This window comes from Marinobacterium sp. NO-S09 (genome assembly GCF_059179545.1).
On record NZ_CP168954.1, the window covers coordinates 243,806 to 260,974 of the forward strand.

The 17,169-nt window shown below is 55.7% G+C and carries 14 protein-coding genes, 2 tRNA genes and 1 rRNA gene; 4 read left to right on the forward strand and 13 right to left on the reverse strand.

Features of this window, described 5'->3' with window-relative positions; genetic code table 11:
* Nucleotides 1–168 precede the first annotated feature (168 nt).
* The 12 genes from O3C79_RS01275 to O3C79_RS01330 all read right to left on the reverse strand — a co-directional run bounded on the left by O3C79_RS01275 (nt 169) and on the right by O3C79_RS01330 (nt 9,708).
* Nucleotides 169–244, reverse strand: a tRNA-Ala gene (locus O3C79_RS01275).
* Nucleotides 245–344: 100 nt separating this feature from the next.
* Nucleotides 345–421, reverse strand: a tRNA-Ile gene (locus O3C79_RS01280).
* A gap of 85 nt (nt 422–506) precedes the next feature.
* Nucleotides 507–2,047, reverse strand: a 16S ribosomal RNA gene (locus O3C79_RS01285).
* Nucleotides 2,048–2,654: 607 nt separating this feature from the next.
* Nucleotides 2,655–3,455 (reverse strand): twin-arginine translocase subunit TatC, encoded by an 801-nt coding sequence (gene tatC / locus O3C79_RS01290; RefSeq protein WP_494384513.1) that lies wholly within the window; start codon nt 3,453–3,455, stop codon nt 2,655–2,657.
* Entirely contained in the window at nt 3,452–3,811 is a 360-nt protein-coding gene (gene tatB, locus O3C79_RS01295; RefSeq protein WP_494384514.1) for a Sec-independent protein translocase protein TatB, read from the reverse strand. The genes tatC and tatB overlap by 4 nt, the downstream gene beginning before the upstream one ends.
* An 11-nt stretch (nt 3,812–3,822) precedes the next feature.
* On the reverse strand, nt 3,823–4,080 hold the full coding sequence (gene tatA / locus O3C79_RS01300; RefSeq protein ID WP_417534724.1) for a Sec-independent protein translocase subunit TatA: 258 nt from the start codon (nt 4,078–4,080) through the stop codon (nt 3,823–3,825).
* 90 nt (nt 4,081–4,170) lie between these two features.
* The gene (locus O3C79_RS01305; RefSeq protein ID WP_010324389.1) at nt 4,171–4,500 is read right to left on the reverse strand and encodes a phosphoribosyl-ATP diphosphatase; all 330 of its coding nucleotides are present in this window, start codon (nt 4,498–4,500) and stop codon (nt 4,171–4,173) included.
* 3 nt (nt 4,501–4,503) lie between these two features.
* Nucleotides 4,504–4,902, reverse strand: coding sequence for a phosphoribosyl-AMP cyclohydrolase (hisI, locus tag O3C79_RS01310; protein ID WP_010324390.1), 399 nt, complete (start codon nt 4,900–4,902; stop codon nt 4,504–4,506).
* A 68-nt stretch (nt 4,903–4,970) separates the two neighbouring features.
* A complete protein-coding gene (gene ubiB, locus O3C79_RS01315; RefSeq protein ID WP_494384515.1) occupies nt 4,971–6,602 on the reverse strand; it encodes a ubiquinone biosynthesis regulatory protein kinase UbiB in 1,632 nt (543 codons plus the stop codon).
* 38 nt (nt 6,603–6,640) lie between these two features.
* Complete coding sequence (locus O3C79_RS01320; RefSeq protein ID WP_494384516.1) at nt 6,641–8,206, reverse strand: GGDEF domain-containing protein; 1,566 nt, start codon at nt 8,204–8,206, stop codon at nt 6,641–6,643.
* A 124-nt stretch (nt 8,207–8,330) separates the two neighbouring features.
* Nucleotides 8,331–8,957: a thiol:disulfide interchange protein DsbA/DsbL gene (locus O3C79_RS01325; RefSeq protein ID WP_494384517.1), complete on the reverse strand. Its 627-nt coding sequence runs from the start codon at nt 8,955–8,957 to the stop codon at nt 8,331–8,333.
* Nucleotides 8,958–9,105: 148 nt separating this feature from the next.
* Nucleotides 9,106–9,708, reverse strand: coding sequence for a c-type cytochrome (locus O3C79_RS01330; protein ID WP_494384518.1), 603 nt, complete (start codon nt 9,706–9,708; stop codon nt 9,106–9,108).
* A 200-nt stretch (nt 9,709–9,908) separates the two neighbouring features.
* Here O3C79_RS01330 and yihA point away from each other — a divergent pair, with 200 nt between their 5' ends.
* The gene (yihA, locus tag O3C79_RS01335) at nt 9,909–10,556 is read left to right on the forward strand and encodes a ribosome biogenesis GTP-binding protein YihA/YsxC (protein ID WP_076465461.1); all 648 of its coding nucleotides are present in this window, start codon (nt 9,909–9,911) and stop codon (nt 10,554–10,556) included.
* A 170-nt stretch (nt 10,557–10,726) separates the two neighbouring features.
* Here the strand turns inward: yihA and polA are convergent, their stop codons facing one another.
* Nucleotides 10,727–13,471, reverse strand: coding sequence for a DNA polymerase I (polA, locus tag O3C79_RS01340; protein WP_494384519.1), 2,745 nt, complete (start codon nt 13,469–13,471; stop codon nt 10,727–10,729).
* A 95-nt stretch (nt 13,472–13,566) separates the two neighbouring features.
* On the opposite strand from polA, the gene O3C79_RS01345 reads away from it, so the two are divergent.
* The 3 genes from O3C79_RS01345 to uvrD all read left to right on the forward strand — a co-directional run bounded on the left by O3C79_RS01345 (nt 13,567) and on the right by uvrD (nt 17,169).
* Nucleotides 13,567–13,851 (forward strand): DUF2782 domain-containing protein, encoded by a 285-nt coding sequence (locus O3C79_RS01345; RefSeq protein WP_494384520.1) that lies wholly within the window; start codon nt 13,567–13,569, stop codon nt 13,849–13,851.
* 6 nt (nt 13,852–13,857) lie between these two features.
* The gene (locus O3C79_RS01350) at nt 13,858–14,841 is read left to right on the forward strand and encodes a homoserine kinase (RefSeq protein WP_494384521.1); all 984 of its coding nucleotides are present in this window, start codon (nt 13,858–13,860) and stop codon (nt 14,839–14,841) included.
* A gap of 117 nt (nt 14,842–14,958) precedes the next feature.
* Nucleotides 14,959–17,169, forward strand: coding sequence for a DNA helicase II (uvrD, locus tag O3C79_RS01355; RefSeq protein WP_494384522.1), 2,211 nt, complete (start codon nt 14,959–14,961; stop codon nt 17,167–17,169).

The window sequence follows — 17,169 nt, forward strand, 5'->3', positions numbered from 1 at the left end:
CGCCGGTTGGCGCTTGTATCAAACAATACAAGACAATCTTTCAGATCCAATTTGTTAAAGAGCGTTTAAAGCGTTGAAGCTTTAAAAGATGGACTCAAAAACTTCACATCAAGTGTGAAGTGAGTGCATGTTTTAAAACTTTCTTGACCATTCCAGGCATTTGAGGAATGGTGGAGCTATGCGGGATCGAACCGCAGACCTCCTGCGTGCAAAGCAGGCGCTCTCCCAGCTGAGCTATAGCCCCATAAGGGTTGTCGCGTTGTCATTTTGTGTCAATCAAGGCCAATCCCGAGGCCGCATAGCCTGCTAAGCAACGAAGGATTTAACGCTGAGTGGCGCAAAATTGGTAGGCCTGAGTGGATTTGAACCACCGACCTCACCCTTATCAGGGGTGCGCTCTAACCAACTGAGCTACAAGCCTACATATTCGGCATCTGCCGATTACGCTCTCTTTAACTTTCGATCAGGTAATATGTGTGAACGCTTGCCAGAACTTCGCAATCGTTTAAGGAGGTGATCCAGCCCCAGGTTCCCCTAGGGCTACCTTGTTACGACTTCACCCCAGTCATGAATCACACCGTGGTAACCGTCCTCCCGAAGGTTAGACTAGCTACTTCTGGTGCAACCCACTCCCATGGTGTGACGGGCGGTGTGTACAAGGCCCGGGAACGTATTCACCGCGACATTCTGATTCGCGATTACTAGCGATTCCGACTTCACGCAGTCGAGTTGCAGACTGCGATCCGGACTACGACCGGTTTTCTGAGATTTGCTTACCCTCGCGAGTTCGCGGCCCTCTGTACCGGCCATTGTAGCACGTGTGTAGCCCTACTCGTAAGGGCCATGATGACTTGACGTCATCCCCACCTTCCTCCGGTTTGTCACCGGCAGTCTCCTTAGAGTTCCCACCCGAAGTGCTGGCAAATAAGGATAGGGGTTGCGCTCGTTACGGGACTTAACCCAACATTTCACAACACGAGCTGACGACAGCCATGCAGCACCTGTCACTGCGTTCCCGAAGGCACCAAGCTATCTCTAGCAAGTTCGCAGGATGTCAAGAGTAGGTAAGGTTCTTCGCGTTGCTTCGAATTAAACCACATGCTCCACCGCTTGTGCGGGCCCCCGTCAATTCATTTGAGTTTTAACCTTGCGGCCGTACTCCCCAGGCGGTCAACTTATCGCGTTAGCTGCGCCACTAAAGGATCAAGTCCCCCAACGGCTAGTTGACATCGTTTACGGCGTGGACTACCAGGGTATCTAATCCTGTTTGCTACCCACGCTTTCGCACCTCAGTGTCAGTATCGGTCCAGGCAGTCGCCTTCGCCACTGGTGTTCCTTCCGATCTCTACGCATTTCACCGCTACACCGGAAATTCCACTACCCTCTACCGTACTCTAGTCTGGCAGTATCAGGTGCAGTTCCCAGGTTGAGCCCGGGGCTTTCACATCTGACTGACCAAACCACCTACGTGCGCTTTACGCCCAGTAATTCCGATTAACGCTTGCACCCTCCGTATTACCGCGGCTGCTGGCACGGAGTTAGCCGGTGCTTCTTCTGATGTTAACGTCACAGTATGCGGGTATTAACCACACACCTTTCCTCACATCTGAAAGTGCTTTACAACCCGAAGGCCTTCTTCACACACGCGGCATGGCTGGATCAGGGTTGCCCCCATTGTCCAATATTCCCCACTGCTGCCTCCCGTAGGAGTCTGGGCCGTGTCTCAGTCCCAGTGTGGCTGATCATCCTTCTCAGACCAGCTACGGATCATCGCCTTGGTGAGCTTTTACCTCACCAACAAGCTAATCCGACGCGGGCTCATCTGATAGCGTAAGGTCCGAAGATCCCCTACTTTCCCCCGAAGGGCGTATGCGGTATTAGCAGTCGTTTCCAACTGTTGTCCCCCACTACCAGGCAGATTCCCACGCGTTACTCACCCGTCCGCCGCTCGTCAGCAACTAGCAAGCTAGTTCTGTTACCGCTCGACTTGCATGTGTTAGGCCTGCCGCCAGCGTTCAATCTGAGCCATGATCAAACTCTTCAGTTCAAATCTTTGTGAGTCATATTAAGAGGGAGGAATGATCCCTCAGACTCGGCTCAAGGTATTACACAACGCTAAATGAATATTCAGTTAGGTTGCTTGCCTTGATTAAGCTTTGTGTGCTCAATCCTGACAAGCGCCCACACATATTACCTGATCAATTTGTTAAAGAGCGGGCTTGATCAACCTGCCGTGTGGCAGAACATGTTGTCTCAAGCGAGGCGCGTATCTTACCGCATCCTCATTCGGTGTCAACCGTTTTTTTCGTTTTTTGTTTCAGTGCCGAAGCACTCAAACAACGAAGCGGTTAAAACCAAGGAGGCAAATTCTACATCAGAAATCTAAGTGATTTCAAGAGCTTATCTCCTTCTCTCCCGAGCCGTTCAGTGTTGCGTGAACCCCGTCGTCTCAAGCGAGGAGGCGAATTCTACAGACATGAGATGGGGCGTCAACTGTTTTGTGTAAAATAATTTCAAAAAGGTGAAACGGCTTTAAAACATCAACCAAGCGTCTCTCTCAAACGGCCTCGGCCTGTGCATATAGATAGAGTAGAACAGAAACGGCAAAGGGCACCCAAGGGTGCCCGTTGTTTTCATATGAAGAGGGTCTTCACTCAGGGATTCGAATTCCTGTTTTCCTGCTCTTCATCGATTGCATCATCCAGTTCCTGATCCAGCTCTTCATCAGGTTTGGGCTTGATCAGGATACGCCCCATCAGAATACCCACTTCAAACAGCAGCCACATGGGAACAGCCAGCAGGCTTTGTGAAATGATATCAGGCGGTGTCAGCAGCATACCCAATACAAAGCAGGCAACGATCACATAATGACGCTTTGACTTGAGACTCTCTACCGTCACGATACCGGACCAGAGCAACAGCAAGGTTGCTACCGGAATCTCAAACACCACGCCAAATGCGAAAAACAGCTTCAGTACGAAGTTGAGGTAGCTGCTGATGTCGGTCATGACCGCAATATTTTCCGGCCCCACACTGGTGAAGAAGCCGAAGATCAGCGGGAACACCACGAAGTACGCAAAAGCGATACCGAGATAGAACAGCAGGATGCTCGACAGCAGCAGGGGAATAGCCAGGCGCTTTTCGTGGGTGTACAAGCCCGGCGCAATAAAGCTCCAGGCTTGATGCAGCAGAAAGGGCATCGCCAGAAAGGCTGAAAACACCAGCGTCAGCTTGAAGGGTGCAAAAAACGGGGAGGTCACGTCCGTGGCAATCATGCTGGTGCCTTCCGGCAAGAGCGCAGTCAGCGGTGCGGACAACCAAGTGTAGAGATCATTAGCGAAATAGAACAGGCACAGGAAAATAACCAGAATCGCCAACACACTGTAGAGCAAGCGTTGCCGTAACTCGACAAGGTGCGCAATCAGAGGTTGCTCCTGATCGGTATGCTGACTCATCGTGTTTCCTTGTTATCACTGCTCTGCTGTGTGCGGGTGTCGGTTTCGCGGGTGGACGACGCTTCTGCGGCACCGGACTCACTGTCGGCGCTGCTGTCAACAAAGGGCTGTTGAAATGGCTGCCGCATTTCATTCAGCTCTTTGTCCAGCTGTTCTTTCTGCATGGCCGTGGTGCGTTTCAGCTCTTCCACACGCAACTCTTCGCGAATTTCCGTTTGGATCGAGGTAAGTGAACGACGCACCCGACCCAGCCAGAGTCCGCAAGTGCGAGCAGCCATAGGCAGACGTTCAGGTCCCAGTACCAGCAGAGCCACCACGCCAACCACCATCAGCTCAAAAAATCCGATATCAAACATCGGCTGCGATCTTACTTGTCTGTCTTACTGTCAGCTTTGCTGCCAGTCGTATCGCTGTCTTTGAACTGGGCGTCCTGCTCGTCAGACAATTTTTTCTGCGTATCCGCATCGTTCTTGGCACTGGTCTCGTCTTCGTTGACCGCCTTTTTGAAGCTTTTCAACGCGCCGCCCAGGTCACCGCCAATGTTGCGCAGTTTTTTGGTTCCGAACAGCAGAATGATGATTACCAGGACAATCAACAGCTGCCAAATACTAATACCACCAAGCATGATGCCTCCCGCAGGTACACATAAGGGCTAATTCGATGGGATAACGTTATACGCTATTTCCATGACATCGGCACCCTTGCCGATGTGCAATCACTTACTTCGTGACGCTTTTTCTTCCAGTCCAGACAGGTCAAAGCGTCGGGCCAGCTCTTCCAGCACCGCTTCATGGCTCTCGCCTAGGTGTGACAACATCACCAGGGAGTGAAACCAGAGATCAGCCGTTTCATAAATCAGTTCGCTGTGGTCGCCACTTACTGCAGCGTCCTTGGCCGCCAGCAGCGTTTCCACGCTCTCTTCGCCAACCTTTTCCAGAATCTTGTTCAAGCCCTTGGCATGCAATGAAGCCACATAGGAGCTGTCCGGGCTGGCGTTCTTGCGCGCCTCCAACACTTCGGCGAGGCGGTCCAGTACTTCACTCATGGTTCAGTCCTTGTTTGCATAGATCTGATTGGGGTCACGCTGGACCTCGTCCACTGTTTCCCACTCATGTTTATCATTCAGTACACGGTAGAAACAGCTTTCACGGCCAGTGTGACAGGCAATGCCGCCCAGCTGCTCAACACTGAGCAGGACCACATCCGCATCACAGTCCAGACGAATCTCGTGCAGCTTTTGCACATGGCCGGATTCTTCACCCTTACGCCAGAGGCGGTTGCGTGAGCGTGACCAGTAGATACCGCGGCCTTCTTCGACGGTCAGGCGCAACGCTTCCTCGTTCATCCAGGCAACCATCAGGATACGGCCGCTGATATGGTCCTGTGCAATAGCCGGTACCAGACCTTTTTCATCCCACTTGACCTGTTCGATCCATTGCTCAGACATATATCACCCACCGTCGTTGGTTAGTTAAGGGGGCGAAAGCATAACCGATCGATTGCACAGCGGCCACCTCAGGCACGCCAGAGCAGGACCCAGCCCGCACCTGCAGCCACACCGGCCAGCAGAGGCAGCTGCTGCAACGACTGCCAGAGTTGTGGCTGGCTGGCTGCCAGAGCCGCTGCGACCAGTGTCGCCCCCGCCAGCAGGCTGCGACGTGTTCGGCGGCGCTCAACCTGTTGCTCCCGCGCCAACTGACGCTGAAACTCGGCATCGGTAGCCGAGTGCAGCTTCATCTGCTCCAGGCTGTCATAAACCATTTGTGGCAGGTGCGGCAGTTTTTCCAGCCACTCTGGCGCCTGCTCCTTCAAATTACGGTAGACCGCCTTAACGCCCATTCGCTCCTGCATCCAGTTTTCCAGGAAGGGTTTGGCCGTTTGCCAGAGATCCAGATCCGGATACAGCTGACGTCCGAGACCTTCTATGTTGAGCAGGGTCTTCTGCAACAGCACCAGCTGAGGCTGGACTTCCATGTTGAATCGACGTGCCGTCTGGAACAGTCCCAGCAGCACCATGCCGAAAGAGATATCCTTCAGAGGCTTTTCGAAAATCGGTTCGCAAACACTGCGAATTGCCGTTTCAAAGGCATGCACATTGGTGTCGCGAGGCACCCAGCCCGAGTCAATATGCAGCTGGGCAACCTGGCGATAGTCTCGTTTGAAGAACGCCAGAATATTACGCGCCAGGTAGTTCTGGTCTTCCGCATTGAGCGACCCGATAATGCCAAAGTCCACTGCGATGTACTGGGGGTCAGAAGGGTTGTCGCGGGAAACAAAGATATTGCCGGGGTGCATATCGGCATGGAAAAAGCTGTCACGGAACACCTGGGTGAAGAAGATCTCCACACCCCGCTCCGCCAGGCATTTCATATCCGTACCCTGAGCACGCAGCTGCGCCACGTCTGCAACGGGCACGCCGTGGATACGCTCCATCACCAATACCTGCTGGCGGGTGTGATCCCAAAAAATTTCAGGCACATAGAGAATGCCGGAACCTTCGAAGTTGCGGCGCAGCTGGGAGCCGTTGGCCGCTTCCTTGCGCAGGTCGAGCTCATCAAAGATGGTTTGCTCATACTCGGCAACCACTTCCACCGGACGCAAGCGACGTCCTTCAACCCAAAGCTTTTGCACCAGTCTTGCCAGCAGGTAGAGGAGGGCAACATCCTGGCGGATCACACGGCCGATACCGGGGCGGATAACTTTCACCACCACCGAGCGACCATTCTTCAGTGTCGCGGCATGTACCTGAGCAACCGACGCAGACGCCATGGGTTCCTGTTCGAACACGGCGAAAATTTCTCTCACCGGTTGCTTCAACTCACGCTCGATAATCTGGCGTGCACGCGCGCCTTCGAAGGGCGGTACCCGGTCCTGCAAACGGGCCAGCTCTTCTGCCAGATCATCCGGCAGCAAGTCACGGCGGGTGGACAGCATCTGGCCAAACTTGATAAAGACCGGCCCCAGCGCTTCCAGCGCCAGACGCAACCGCTCGGCCTGGGAGTGTCGAGCCGGTATCAGGTAACGCCAGAACATGAGCCGGAACATCAGCTGCACGTACCAGGGCATCAGTGGCTGGGTGAAGAAGGTATCGAGTCGGTATTTGGCAAAGATCCAGGCGATCTTCAGCGAGCGGATCAGGGTTCGCACGGCGCGGTCTATCCTGTCATGGCACAAAAGAGGCTATTCTAGCCTTTTCCGCCCACCTGTGTCTGGTTACGCCCCTGTTGTTTTGCCAGATAGAGCGCCTGGTCGGCACGGTTGAAAAGGGCTTCAGGGTCATCCGCCTCGCGTATTTCAGCCACACCAAAGGAGAGTGTCACCTCAACCCGCTCGCCCTTGAAGTTGAACGGGCTGTCGGCGATCGCCTGACGCAGTTTTTCCGTTGCCTGCAGCGCCTCATCACCGCCGGTTGAGGGAAAGAGAATGACGAACTCTTCACCGCCGTAACGTGCGATAAAATCGTTGGAGCGCAGGTTGTGTTTCAAGACCTTCGCCACCAGACGCAATACACGGTCACCCGCCAGGTGCCCGAGGTGGTCATTGATCTTCTTGAAGAAATCGATATCGCCCACCGCCAGCGAGAACTGGGTGCCATAGCGCTGCCAGCGTTCATGCTCAGAGCTGAGGTGATGATCATAGGAAGTACGGTTGGGCAGTCCGGTAAGCGGATCAGTACGTGCCCGCAGCTGTTCCTCCTGCATCCGGGCTTTGACCTTGCTGGTTTCCAGCTCCATCTGCTCTACCTTGGTCAGCAGATCATCGTAGCGACGGTTAAGGCGCGTTTCGCGCTCCTGTTCCTGCTGACGATAACTGTCCATGGCCCGCACAATGGATGCCAGTTGCTGAGACACACTCTGCTTCAGGGTTTTGAGATCTTCAGACTCTTTCACGGAGCGGTGGATATTGCGCACATCCCGGCGCACCTGGGAGTCAAGCTGGCTGTGCGTCTGCACGGCCGAGAGCTCATCGTTGCGACTTTCTTCCAGAAACTGCTGCACAAAGCTTAGCTGGGAGTTCAGCGTGAGCAAATAGTTTTCAAAATCTTCCTGGGTGTTGCCGTTTGCAAGACGAACCAGCCGCACCAGTGACGACAGGATGGCCGGCAGACGCTCCAGGGTGATGCCCTGTTCGATTTCAAGCACCAATCCACGTGCCTGCTCCACCCCCTCAGCCGGAATTTGCAGCAGCTCAATCATCTGCAAAAGCTCCGCCGCCATGGATGCGCTCAACGTCTCGATGTCACTGTCCTGCGAGGAGTTAAGCTCAAAATCCTGATCGGATTCAGGCATGGCACCGTTTCCAAGCATGCCGGCCTGTATTTCGATCAGCTCACTGATCAGCTCAGCCAGCGCATACAGGTGCTCGGTTGCTTCAGGGACTCGGGTGTCGATACTGCCAATCAGGTTTGCGACCGAAGGCGCCGGGTTGGCACGTCGCAACTGTTGCGTCCAGCGGTGGAGAATACGGATCAGCAGTTCACGGCTGCTTTGCCGCTCCATATCCAACTGGCCGACTTCTTTCTTGATCTGGCGAAGAAGTGAGGGAATACGTTTGCGATTCTGCTCTTTGAGCACTTCGCCCAGCTGGGTCAACTCGGTGTCCAGCGTGCCGGATATGCCGTTCACACCCAGGGAAAGGTGATCTACGAGGGAGCGGAGCTGTTCGTGGTAACGCTCTTCACTTTGCTGCTTGCGTTCAACTTCAAGCGTAAGTTCCGTGTATTTACGTTTCCAGTTTTCCTGGTCTGGCACCACGGGCCCCCTCGTTACAATACTCTATGAATATATCCCTAAAGCATATTCCCTTAGCCCCGGAATTGGAAATTTAAAACCGCCGTTTGACGGCGGTTTTATTGAACTCAGATCAAAGCCGCGCTTACTGAGCAGCACGTTCCTTTTCGATCAGATAATCCACCACTTCAAGCATCTGTTTGTGGCCACCCGCCGATTGGGCAGTGACTCGATACTTGCCATTCACAATCATGGACGGCACGCCAGTTACTTCATAACCACGCAGCTTGGCATCACCCTGTTTCAGCTTCATATTGACTGCAAAAGAGTCATACAGCTTGTTGAACTTCTCTTCAGGCAGTCCCAGATCCGCATAGAACTCGGCCAGATCTTCAGCCGTACGGAAACGTTTGCGCTGCAGGTGGATGGCATCAAACATCGGCTGGTGTGTGTCTTCCACCTTGTCGGACAGCTCTGCTACGTAATAGGCACGCGCCAGCGGCTCCCAGCTGCGACCAAAAACAACCGGCAACCCAACAAAGGCCACGTCGTCAGCTTTCTTTTCGCGCCAGCTGGACAGCAGGGGCTCAAAGGTATTGCAGTGCGGACAGAGATAGCCGAAAGCTTCAGTCACTTCAATCTTGTTTTCATCCACGGTTTTGACCGGGAACGGGAGCTCAAAATAGTGCTGATTGGCACGGTACTCGTCGGCCCATGCGGGCAGTGCCGCGAGCATGGATAAACAGAGGGTGGCAAACCATTTTTTGAACATATAGGCGTCCTTTAGTGAGTCTGTTCAGTTCATCGCGGATAGACCACCAGACAGGCCAATTGGTTCAGTCTGGTATTACGCAACCCATAGCAGGCGACAAAAAAGGCAGCCGAAGCTGCCCTTTAGGTCATGATGACTGTTTACCTGATCAGTGCAGACCCTGCACGTACTGGGAAACGGCCTTCATCTCTTCTGCACTCATCTTGGAGGCAATATCACGCATCATGCTGGACGGATCGTTGGCACGATCGCCGCTGGCAAATTTCTGCAGAGAGGTTTCGATGTACTGTGCGTGCTGACCACCCAGCTTCGGGTAGGCAGCCGTATCGATACCAGCGCCGGACGGACCGTGACAAGCGGTACAGGCGGCAACACCTTTCTCGGCAACACCCGCGCGCCAGATTTTCTGACCCAGCTCGATCTGATCTTCAGCCGCCTGGCCCAGCTGCATGTTCTTGCTGGAGAAGTAGGCTGCGATATCGGCCAGATCCTGATCGCTCAGGTTGGTCAGCATGCCGGTCATTTCCGGAACCATGCGTGCACCGCTTTTGATGTCGTTCAGCTGTTTCAGCAGGTATTTTTCACCCTGTCCAGCCAGCTTCGGGAAGTTACCGACAACACTGTTGCCATCTGCACTGTGGCAGGCTGCACAAACGGCAGTCTTGGCCTGGCCTGCAGCTGCATCACCTGCCGCGTGAGCGACGCCGGTGAGGCCGATGCTTACCAGTAAGCTGATCAGTAGTTTGTTCATTGACTAACCCAGACTCTTGCTTGACGAAATGTGTGCATATCCCGGCATCTTGGATTGTAATTGTGCCAGAACAACCAATTTCCACTATTACCCTGACTGGAGACAGACTCTGTTCGCGGGTAAAATTGGCGGCATTATAAACCAATATCCCCACAAACTGGAACGGATATGTTCAGTTTGTGGCCACTGAGTGCTGCGCCATGTCAACCCCAGAGCCTGTCATCCATTACAACCTCGCCCGTTTTGAAACCAGCGCCGCACGTCTGGACCAGTGTCCGGCGGACGAGGGCGCAGAAGTCGCCTTTGCTGGTCGCTCCAACGCGGGCAAGTCCAGCGCCATCAATGCCCTGACCCAGCAAACCGGTCTGGCACGTACCTCTAAAACCCCGGGTCGCACCCAGTTGATCAACTTTTTCAGCCTCAATATCGAAGGCCTGAAGATTGTCGATTTGCCCGGTTACGGCTATGCCAAGGTGCCGATTGCCATGAAACAGCACTGGCAGCGCCATCTGGATGCGTATTTGCAGCACCGGGAGAGCCTGCGCGGCGTCGTGCTGGTGATGGATATTCGCCATCCGATGAAAGAGTTCGATGAAATGATGGTGCATTGGTGTGAAGCCACCGGCGTACCGCTGCACGTACTGCTGACCAAGGAAGACAAGCTCAAGCGCGGTCCGGCCAAAAGCACGCTGCTGCAACTGAAGAAAGCCCTGAAAGAGCGTCTGGGCGACAAGGTCAGTGTGCAGACCTTCTCCGCGCTCAAGCGTAGCGGTGTCGACCAGCTGCGCCAGCGCATCGACAACTGGCTGCTGGCCGATTTGATCGAGCCGGAGTCAGACGACATCTGATATAAATAAAAACCCCGGCTGGTGGAAGGGGAGCACCACAGCCGGGGCAAGGGATGTCATGACAGAGCGAGCCACGGTCCACGCTGGCACAGACAATGGACGTTTCTTACACGCGGCTCGTTAAATCAGACAATGTATGTAGAAAAAGTTCACCACTGAGCAAAAAAAGATCAGTGTGCCTGCTCCCAGTTATCACCGACGCCCGCATCCACTAACAGCGGCACCGCCAGCTCGGCAGCACCCTCCATCAAGGGCTTCAGCTGGGCACAGAAGTTATCCACTTCGCTCTCACGCACTTCAAAGATCAATTCATCGTGGACCTGCATAATCATGCGAGCATCCATGTCCCCCTGTTCCAGCCAGTTATCCACTGCCAGCATCGCCTTCTTGATGATATCGGCTGCAGTGCCCTGCATCGGGGCATTGATCGCTGTACGTTCAGCGGCCTGACGCTTCATCGGATTGCGGTTGTTGATATCCGGCAGGTAGAGACGACGCCCGAACAGGGTTTCGACATAGCCCTGATCCCGGGCCTGGGCGCGAGTTTCATCCATATAGCGCTGTACACCGGGATAGGTCGCGAAATAGTGTTCGATATAGGTACCGGCTTCCTTGTTGCCGATGCCCAGCTGCTTGGCCAGGCCAAACGCCGACATGCCGTAGATCAGACCAAAGTTGATCGCCTTGGCACTGCGGCGCTGATCAGCAGTTACATTATCCACAGTGGTACCAAAAACCTCTGCTGCCGTTGCCTTGTGGATATCTTCACCGTGACGGAAAGCGTTCAACAAGCCCTCATCGCCTGACAGGTGCGCCATGATGCGCAACTCAATCTGTGAATAATCCGCCGCTACGATCTTGTAACCCTCGGGAGCAACAAAGGCGTTACGGATACGACGCCCCTCGGGGGTGCGCACCGGAATGTTCTGCAGGTTGGGCTCGGATGAAGACAGACGTCCGGTTGCCGTCACCGCCTGGTGATAAGAGGTATGCACTCGCCCCGTCGCTGGATTGATCATCTGCGGCAGTTTGTCGGTATAGGTGCTCTTGAGCTTGCTCAGACCACGCTGTTCGATCAGCAGCTTGGGCAGCGGATAATCCAGCGCCAGCTCCTGCAATACTTCTTCAGCTGTGGATGGTGCGCCCTTGGGCGTTTTCTTCTTCACCGGCAGGCCCATTTTTTCAAACAGGATCGCCTGCAGCTGTTTGGTGGAGTTCAGGTTGAACTCCTCACCGGCCAGCTCGAACGCTTCCTTTTCAATTTCGCCCAGACGCTTCTCCAGCTCTTGGCTCTGCTGGCCCAGGATAGAGGCATCCACCAGCGCACCGCGATACTCCATCCGCGACAGAACCGGGATCAGTGGGCGCTCAATCTCGTCAAACACCCTCAGCAACTCACCTTCGGCCGCCAGCTGAGGCTGCAGTTTCTGATGCAGGCGCAGGGTGATATCGGCATCTTCCGCAGCATAGGGTGCTGCCTGTTCCAGCTCGACCTGATTGAATGTCAGCTGCTTCTTGCCCTTGCCGGCAATGCTTTCAAAGCTGGTGGTGGTCACACCCAGATGGCGATCCGCCAGGGTATCCATGTCGTGACGGCTGGCGGTGGAGTTGAGCACGTAGGATTCCAGCATGGTGTCCGCGCCCACACCCTGCAGCTCGATATCGTAGTGGCGCAGCACATTCATATCGTATTTGATGTGCTGACCGATCTTTTTCAGCTCGGGGTCTTCCAGCAGCGGTTTCAGCTGCGCCAGTACCTCGGCACGATCCAGCTGCTCTGGTGCCCCCATATAATCATGCGCCAATGGCACATAGGCCGCCTTGCCTGGCTCAATGGCGAAGGACACACCGACCAGCTGCGCTTCCATGTAATTCAGGCTGGTGGTTTCGGTATCAAAGGCGAACTCACCGGCGGTTTTAAGCTGTTCCAGCCAGGCATCCAGCGCTTCCTGGGTCAGCAGGGTTTCATATTCGGTTTCTATATCGGGTTCCGCTGTCACCGGTTCGTCGGCACCCAGTTCCTCGGCGTCACCGGCCTCCAGCTCACGTACCCAGCTTTTGAACTCGAACTGTTTGAACAGCTGGACCAGCTTTTCCGGCTCAGGGGCGGGCATGCCGATGTCATGCAGATGAATATGCAGGGGAACATCGGTCTTGATGGTGGCCAGCAGGTAGGACAGTTCTGCCGCCTCGCGATTGGCTTCCAGCTTTTTAGGCATGGATTTGGCACCACGGAAGGTCAGCTCCGGAATCTTGTCGAGGTTGTCGTAGAGATCGCTTATCCCGCCGATCCCCTGCAACAGGGCCAGGGCCGTTTTCTCACCCACGCCCGGGACACCGGGGATGTTATCGACTTTATCGCCCATGAGCGCCAGCAGGTCGATTACCAAGCGAGGTGGCACACCGAATTTCTCTTCAACACCCGCTTCATCCATAGTGGTGTCGTTCATGGTGTTGATCAGGGTGACATGCTGATCCACCAGCTGTGCCATATCCTTATCACCGGTGGAGATCACCACCGGGCGACCTGATTCACTGGCCTGACGCGCCAGCGTACCAATCACATCATCGGCTTCGACGCCTTCTTCCACATACAGGGGCAGCCCCATGGCACGGATAATGGCGTGAATCGGCTCCACCTGAGAGCGCAAGTCATCCGGCATGGGTGGCCGCTGTGACTTATACTCAGCATAGATCTCGTCGCGGAAGGTTTTGCCCTTGGCATCAAAAATCACCGCGACCGGACTGTCGGGATAGTCCTTGAGCAGTCGCTTGAGCATGGAGGTCACCACCCGGATCGCGCCCGTCGGGGTACCATCGGCGGTGCGCAAATCCGCCTGTTGAGAGGCAAAAAAAGCGCGATAGAGGTAGGAGGAGCCATCCACCAGAATGACCGGGGCGTGCTGTTCGCTCATGGGAATATCCGTTAAAAGCTGTTTGGGGTTGTTCATGCCTGCGACAAGGCCCACAATCATAGACAATTCAACCCGGACTCACCAACTGAGACGCAATGATGCTGAAACAACTGACCCTGGCGACACTTCTTGCAGTGGCCCCCTTGGCTCAGGCCGAGGTCGTGGATGACCCGGCAAGTACTGAGCCTGAAATCACTATTACTCATGACCAGGGTAATACTTACTACGAGTATTCCATCAATGGTCAGCTTAAGGAGATCAAGGTCGTGCCCAAGACAGGCAAGCCTTACTACCTGGTGCCGGCCTCAGGTTCACAGAAATTCATCCGCATGGACGAATCACAGTTGCTGATTCCGAAGTGGGTCATCTTCCGCTGGTAATTGATCTTGGCCGTATACACCCATATCAGCCGTCCACAACTTGAAGCCCTGCTCGAGGACTATAGCCTCGGCCAGCTGGTTGACTTCAAGGGCATCGAAGGCGGCATCGAAAACTCCAACTATTTCGTCACTCTGGAGCAGGATGGCAGCCAGATCGACTACGTGCTGACACTCTTTGAAGAGCTCGGCTACGACGAAATGCCCTTTTTCGTAGAGCTGGGGCAATGGCTACAGGCACGTCAAGTACCCGTACCCTTCGCGATCAAGGACAGAAATGGTATTGCCCTGAAGCAGCTCGGCGGCAAACCCGCATTCTTCCAACCCCGCTTCCACGGCCAGCATGTAGAGCGTGCGGAGATAACACCTGAGCACTGTGCCGAAATCGGTGCAGCTCTGGCACGCTTCCACTTGGCCGGTGAAGAGTTTTACCTGCGCCGTCAGGCACAGCGCGGTGTTTTCTGGTGGCGCCGAGAAAGTCAGGCGATCCAGCATCTGCTCAAGCCCGAAGATGCGGAGCTGCTGCGTCAGGAAGTGGCCCTGTTCGACGAATTGCGTGACCAGCCCTTCGGCCTGCCGCTGGGCACTATTCATGGTGACCTTTTCCATGACAATGCACTGTTCGCCGGTGATCGTCTGGAAGCCATTCTGGATATTTATAACGCCGCCACCGCATTTCTGCTGTTCGATCTGGCCATCGTCGCCAACGACTGGTGCACCGATGCACAGGGCAATGTAGACCCTCAACGCGAACAGGCACTGACCCGAGCTTACGCCGGTGTCCGTCCCTTCAGCGATGAAGAGTGCGCTGCCTGGCCCAAGCTGACCCGAACCGCCGCCATGCGTTTCTGGCTGTCACGCCTGATTCCCTGGCTCGGCGTGGAACAGGCATCGCGGCAGGGCGCGGAGATGCGGCTCAAGGATCCGGACGAATTGCGCCGCATTCTGCTCAATCGCATCGCCCAGCCAGCCAGTATCAGCCCCGCTGGCTAAGACATTACCCAGCCCCGGCTGTCCGAGAGTTCAGGCAGAGCACCCGGGGCTGGTATACTGACTGCATTTCCCGCACGCGACTCTCGCTTCAACCCAGGTTTCAATTCGGCAGGTCCCATGGACGTTACACATATCATCGATTCGCTCAACGACGCCCAGCGGCAGGCAGTGTCCGCTGATCTGAAAAACCTGCTAGTGCTGGCCGGTGCCGGTTCCGGCAAGACCCGTGTACTGGTGCACCGCATCGCCTGGTTGATCGAGACCGAAGGCCTCTCACCCTACTCGATCATGGCGGTGACCTTTACCAACAAGGCCGCACGAGAGATGCGCGGGCGTATTGAACATCTGCTGGGCATCAACACCCATGGCATGTGGGTCGGCACCTTCCATGGTCTGGCGCACCGACTGTTGCGTGCCCACTGGCGTGATGCCGGCCTGCGCGACAACTTCCAGATCATGGACAGCGACGACCAGCTGCGCCTGCTCAAACGGTTGTGCAAAGAGATGAATCTGGACGACAGCCGCTGGCCGGCACGCCAGTTCCAGTGGTTTATCAATGGCCAGAAGGATGAAGGCCTGCGCAGCGCGCACATCGAGCGTACCGGCGACCCCTACCAGACCATGATGATTCGGGTGTACGAAGCCTACGAGGATGCCTGCGAACGTGGCGGCATGATCGACTTCGGCGAATTGCTGCTGCGCGCACTGGAGCTGCTGCGTGACCGCGCGCCCCAACTGTTGAAACACTATCGCGAGCGCTTCCGCTATGTCCTGGTGGACGAGTTTCAGGATACCAACGCCATCCAGTACGCCTGGCTGCGCCTGCTGTGTGAAGGCGAGAACAAGCTGATGGCGGTGGGCGATGACGACCAGTCGATCTACGGCTGGCGTGGTGCCCGCATCGAGAACATCCAGCACCTGGAAGAACACTTCCCCGGTACCGAAACCATCCGCCTGGAGCAGAACTACCGCTCCACCGGCACCATTCTGCAAGCGGCCAACGCGGTCATTCAGAACAACTTCGGCCGTTTGGGCAAACAGCTATGGACCGAGCTGGGCGAGGGCGAGCCCATCTCCCTCTACAGCGCCTTCAACGAACAGGACGAAGCCCGTTTTATTGTCGACCAGATCCAGAAGTGGGTCGATGACGGCAACCGCCGCGACGAGTCAGCCATTCTCTACCGCTCCAATGCCCAGTCCCGTGTACTGGAGGAGATGCTGATCCGTGCCGGCATGCCCTACCGCATCTATGGTGGCCAGCGCTTCTACGACCGTCTGGAGATCAAGAACGCGCTGGCTTACCTGCGCCTGCTGGCAAACCGTGATGACGACACTGCCATGGAGCGCGTCATCAACGTGCCCACCCGTGGCATCGGCACCCGTACCATCGAAGCCATTCGTGAGCATGCCCGTGGTGAAAACGTCTCCATGTGGCGCGCCGCCAATGAAATCACCGAGCTGCGCACGCTGCCGGCCCGCGCCAACAACGCCCTCCAGGCATTTATCGACCTGATCAACCAGCTTGATTCCGGCACCCGCGAGGTGGAGCTGCACGAGCAGACCGAGCATGTGATCGAGCACTCGGGACTGATCCAGCATCACGAGAAGGAAAAGGGCGAGAAAGCCCAGTCTCGCATCGAAAACCTGGAAGAGCTAGTCACCGCTACCCGGCAGTTTGCCGGTCAGTGGCAGGAAGACAACGAAGAGGGTTTCAACTCACCGCTGGCTGCGTTCCTGGATCAGGCGGCACTGGATGCCGGCGAGACCCAGGCCGATGTGAACACCGACAGCGTGCAGCTGATGACGCTGCACTCGGCCAAGGGTCTGGAGTTCCCGCTGGTGTTCCTGGCGGGTATGGAAGAGGGCCTGTTTCCGCACAGCATGTCGGCGGAAGAGCCGGGCCGTCTCGAAGAAGAACGCCGCCTCTGCTACGTCGGCCTGACCCGTGCCATGCAGAAGCTTCATCTGACCTATGCCGAATCCCGCCGCCTGCACGGCAAGGAAACCTTCAACAGGGCATCCCGCTTCGTCAACGAAATTCCCGCTGAGCTGATCGAAGAGGTACGCCTCAACGCCAGTGTACGCCGCCCCTATGGCGCCCAGGCTGACAGCGGCAGCAGCCTGTTCGGTGGCGGCTCATCCCTGTCCAGCGCCGAAGTACCCAGCACCGATCTTAAGCTGGGGCAGGCGGTGATGCATCAGAAATTCGGCATGGGCATGGTCACCAACTTTGAAGGCAGCGGCCCCAAGGCACGGGTGCAGGTGAACTTTGAAGAGGTGGGCAGCAAATGGCTGGTGGTAGGCTTTGCCAACCTGCAGCCGGTCTGA

What these genes read in the sequence shown, in the direction of transcription:
- tatC (WP_494384513.1), bottom strand. Translation starts at nt 3,455, where the DNA reads ATGAGTCAGCATACCGATCAGGAGCAACCTCTGATTGCGCACCTTGTC.
- O3C79_RS01305 (WP_010324389.1), bottom strand. Translation starts at nt 4,500, where the DNA reads ATGAGTGAAGTACTGGACCGCCTCGCCGAAGTGTTGGAGGCGCGCAAG.
- yihA (WP_076465461.1), top strand. Translation starts at nt 9,909, where the DNA reads ATGTCAACCCCAGAGCCTGTCATCCATTACAACCTCGCCCGTTTTGAA.
- O3C79_RS01330 (WP_494384518.1), bottom strand. Translation starts at nt 9,708, where the DNA reads ATGAACAAACTACTGATCAGCTTACTGGTAAGCATCGGCCTCACCGGC.
- polA (WP_494384519.1), bottom strand. Translation starts at nt 13,471, where the DNA reads ATGAGCGAACAGCACGCCCCGGTCATTCTGGTGGATGGCTCCTCCTAC.
- tatB (WP_494384514.1), bottom strand. Translation starts at nt 3,811, where the DNA reads ATGTTTGATATCGGATTTTTTGAGCTGATGGTGGTTGGCGTGGTGGCT.
- uvrD (WP_494384522.1), top strand. Translation starts at nt 14,959, where the DNA reads ATGGACGTTACACATATCATCGATTCGCTCAACGACGCCCAGCGGCAG.
- O3C79_RS01325 (WP_494384517.1), bottom strand. Translation starts at nt 8,957, where the DNA reads ATGTTCAAAAAATGGTTTGCCACCCTCTGTTTATCCATGCTCGCGGCA.
- tatA (WP_417534724.1), bottom strand. Translation starts at nt 4,080, where the DNA reads ATGCTTGGTGGTATTAGTATTTGGCAGCTGTTGATTGTCCTGGTAATC.
- hisI (WP_010324390.1), bottom strand. Translation starts at nt 4,902, where the DNA reads ATGTCTGAGCAATGGATCGAACAGGTCAAGTGGGATGAAAAAGGTCTG.
- O3C79_RS01345 (WP_494384520.1), top strand. Translation starts at nt 13,567, where the DNA reads ATGATGCTGAAACAACTGACCCTGGCGACACTTCTTGCAGTGGCCCCC.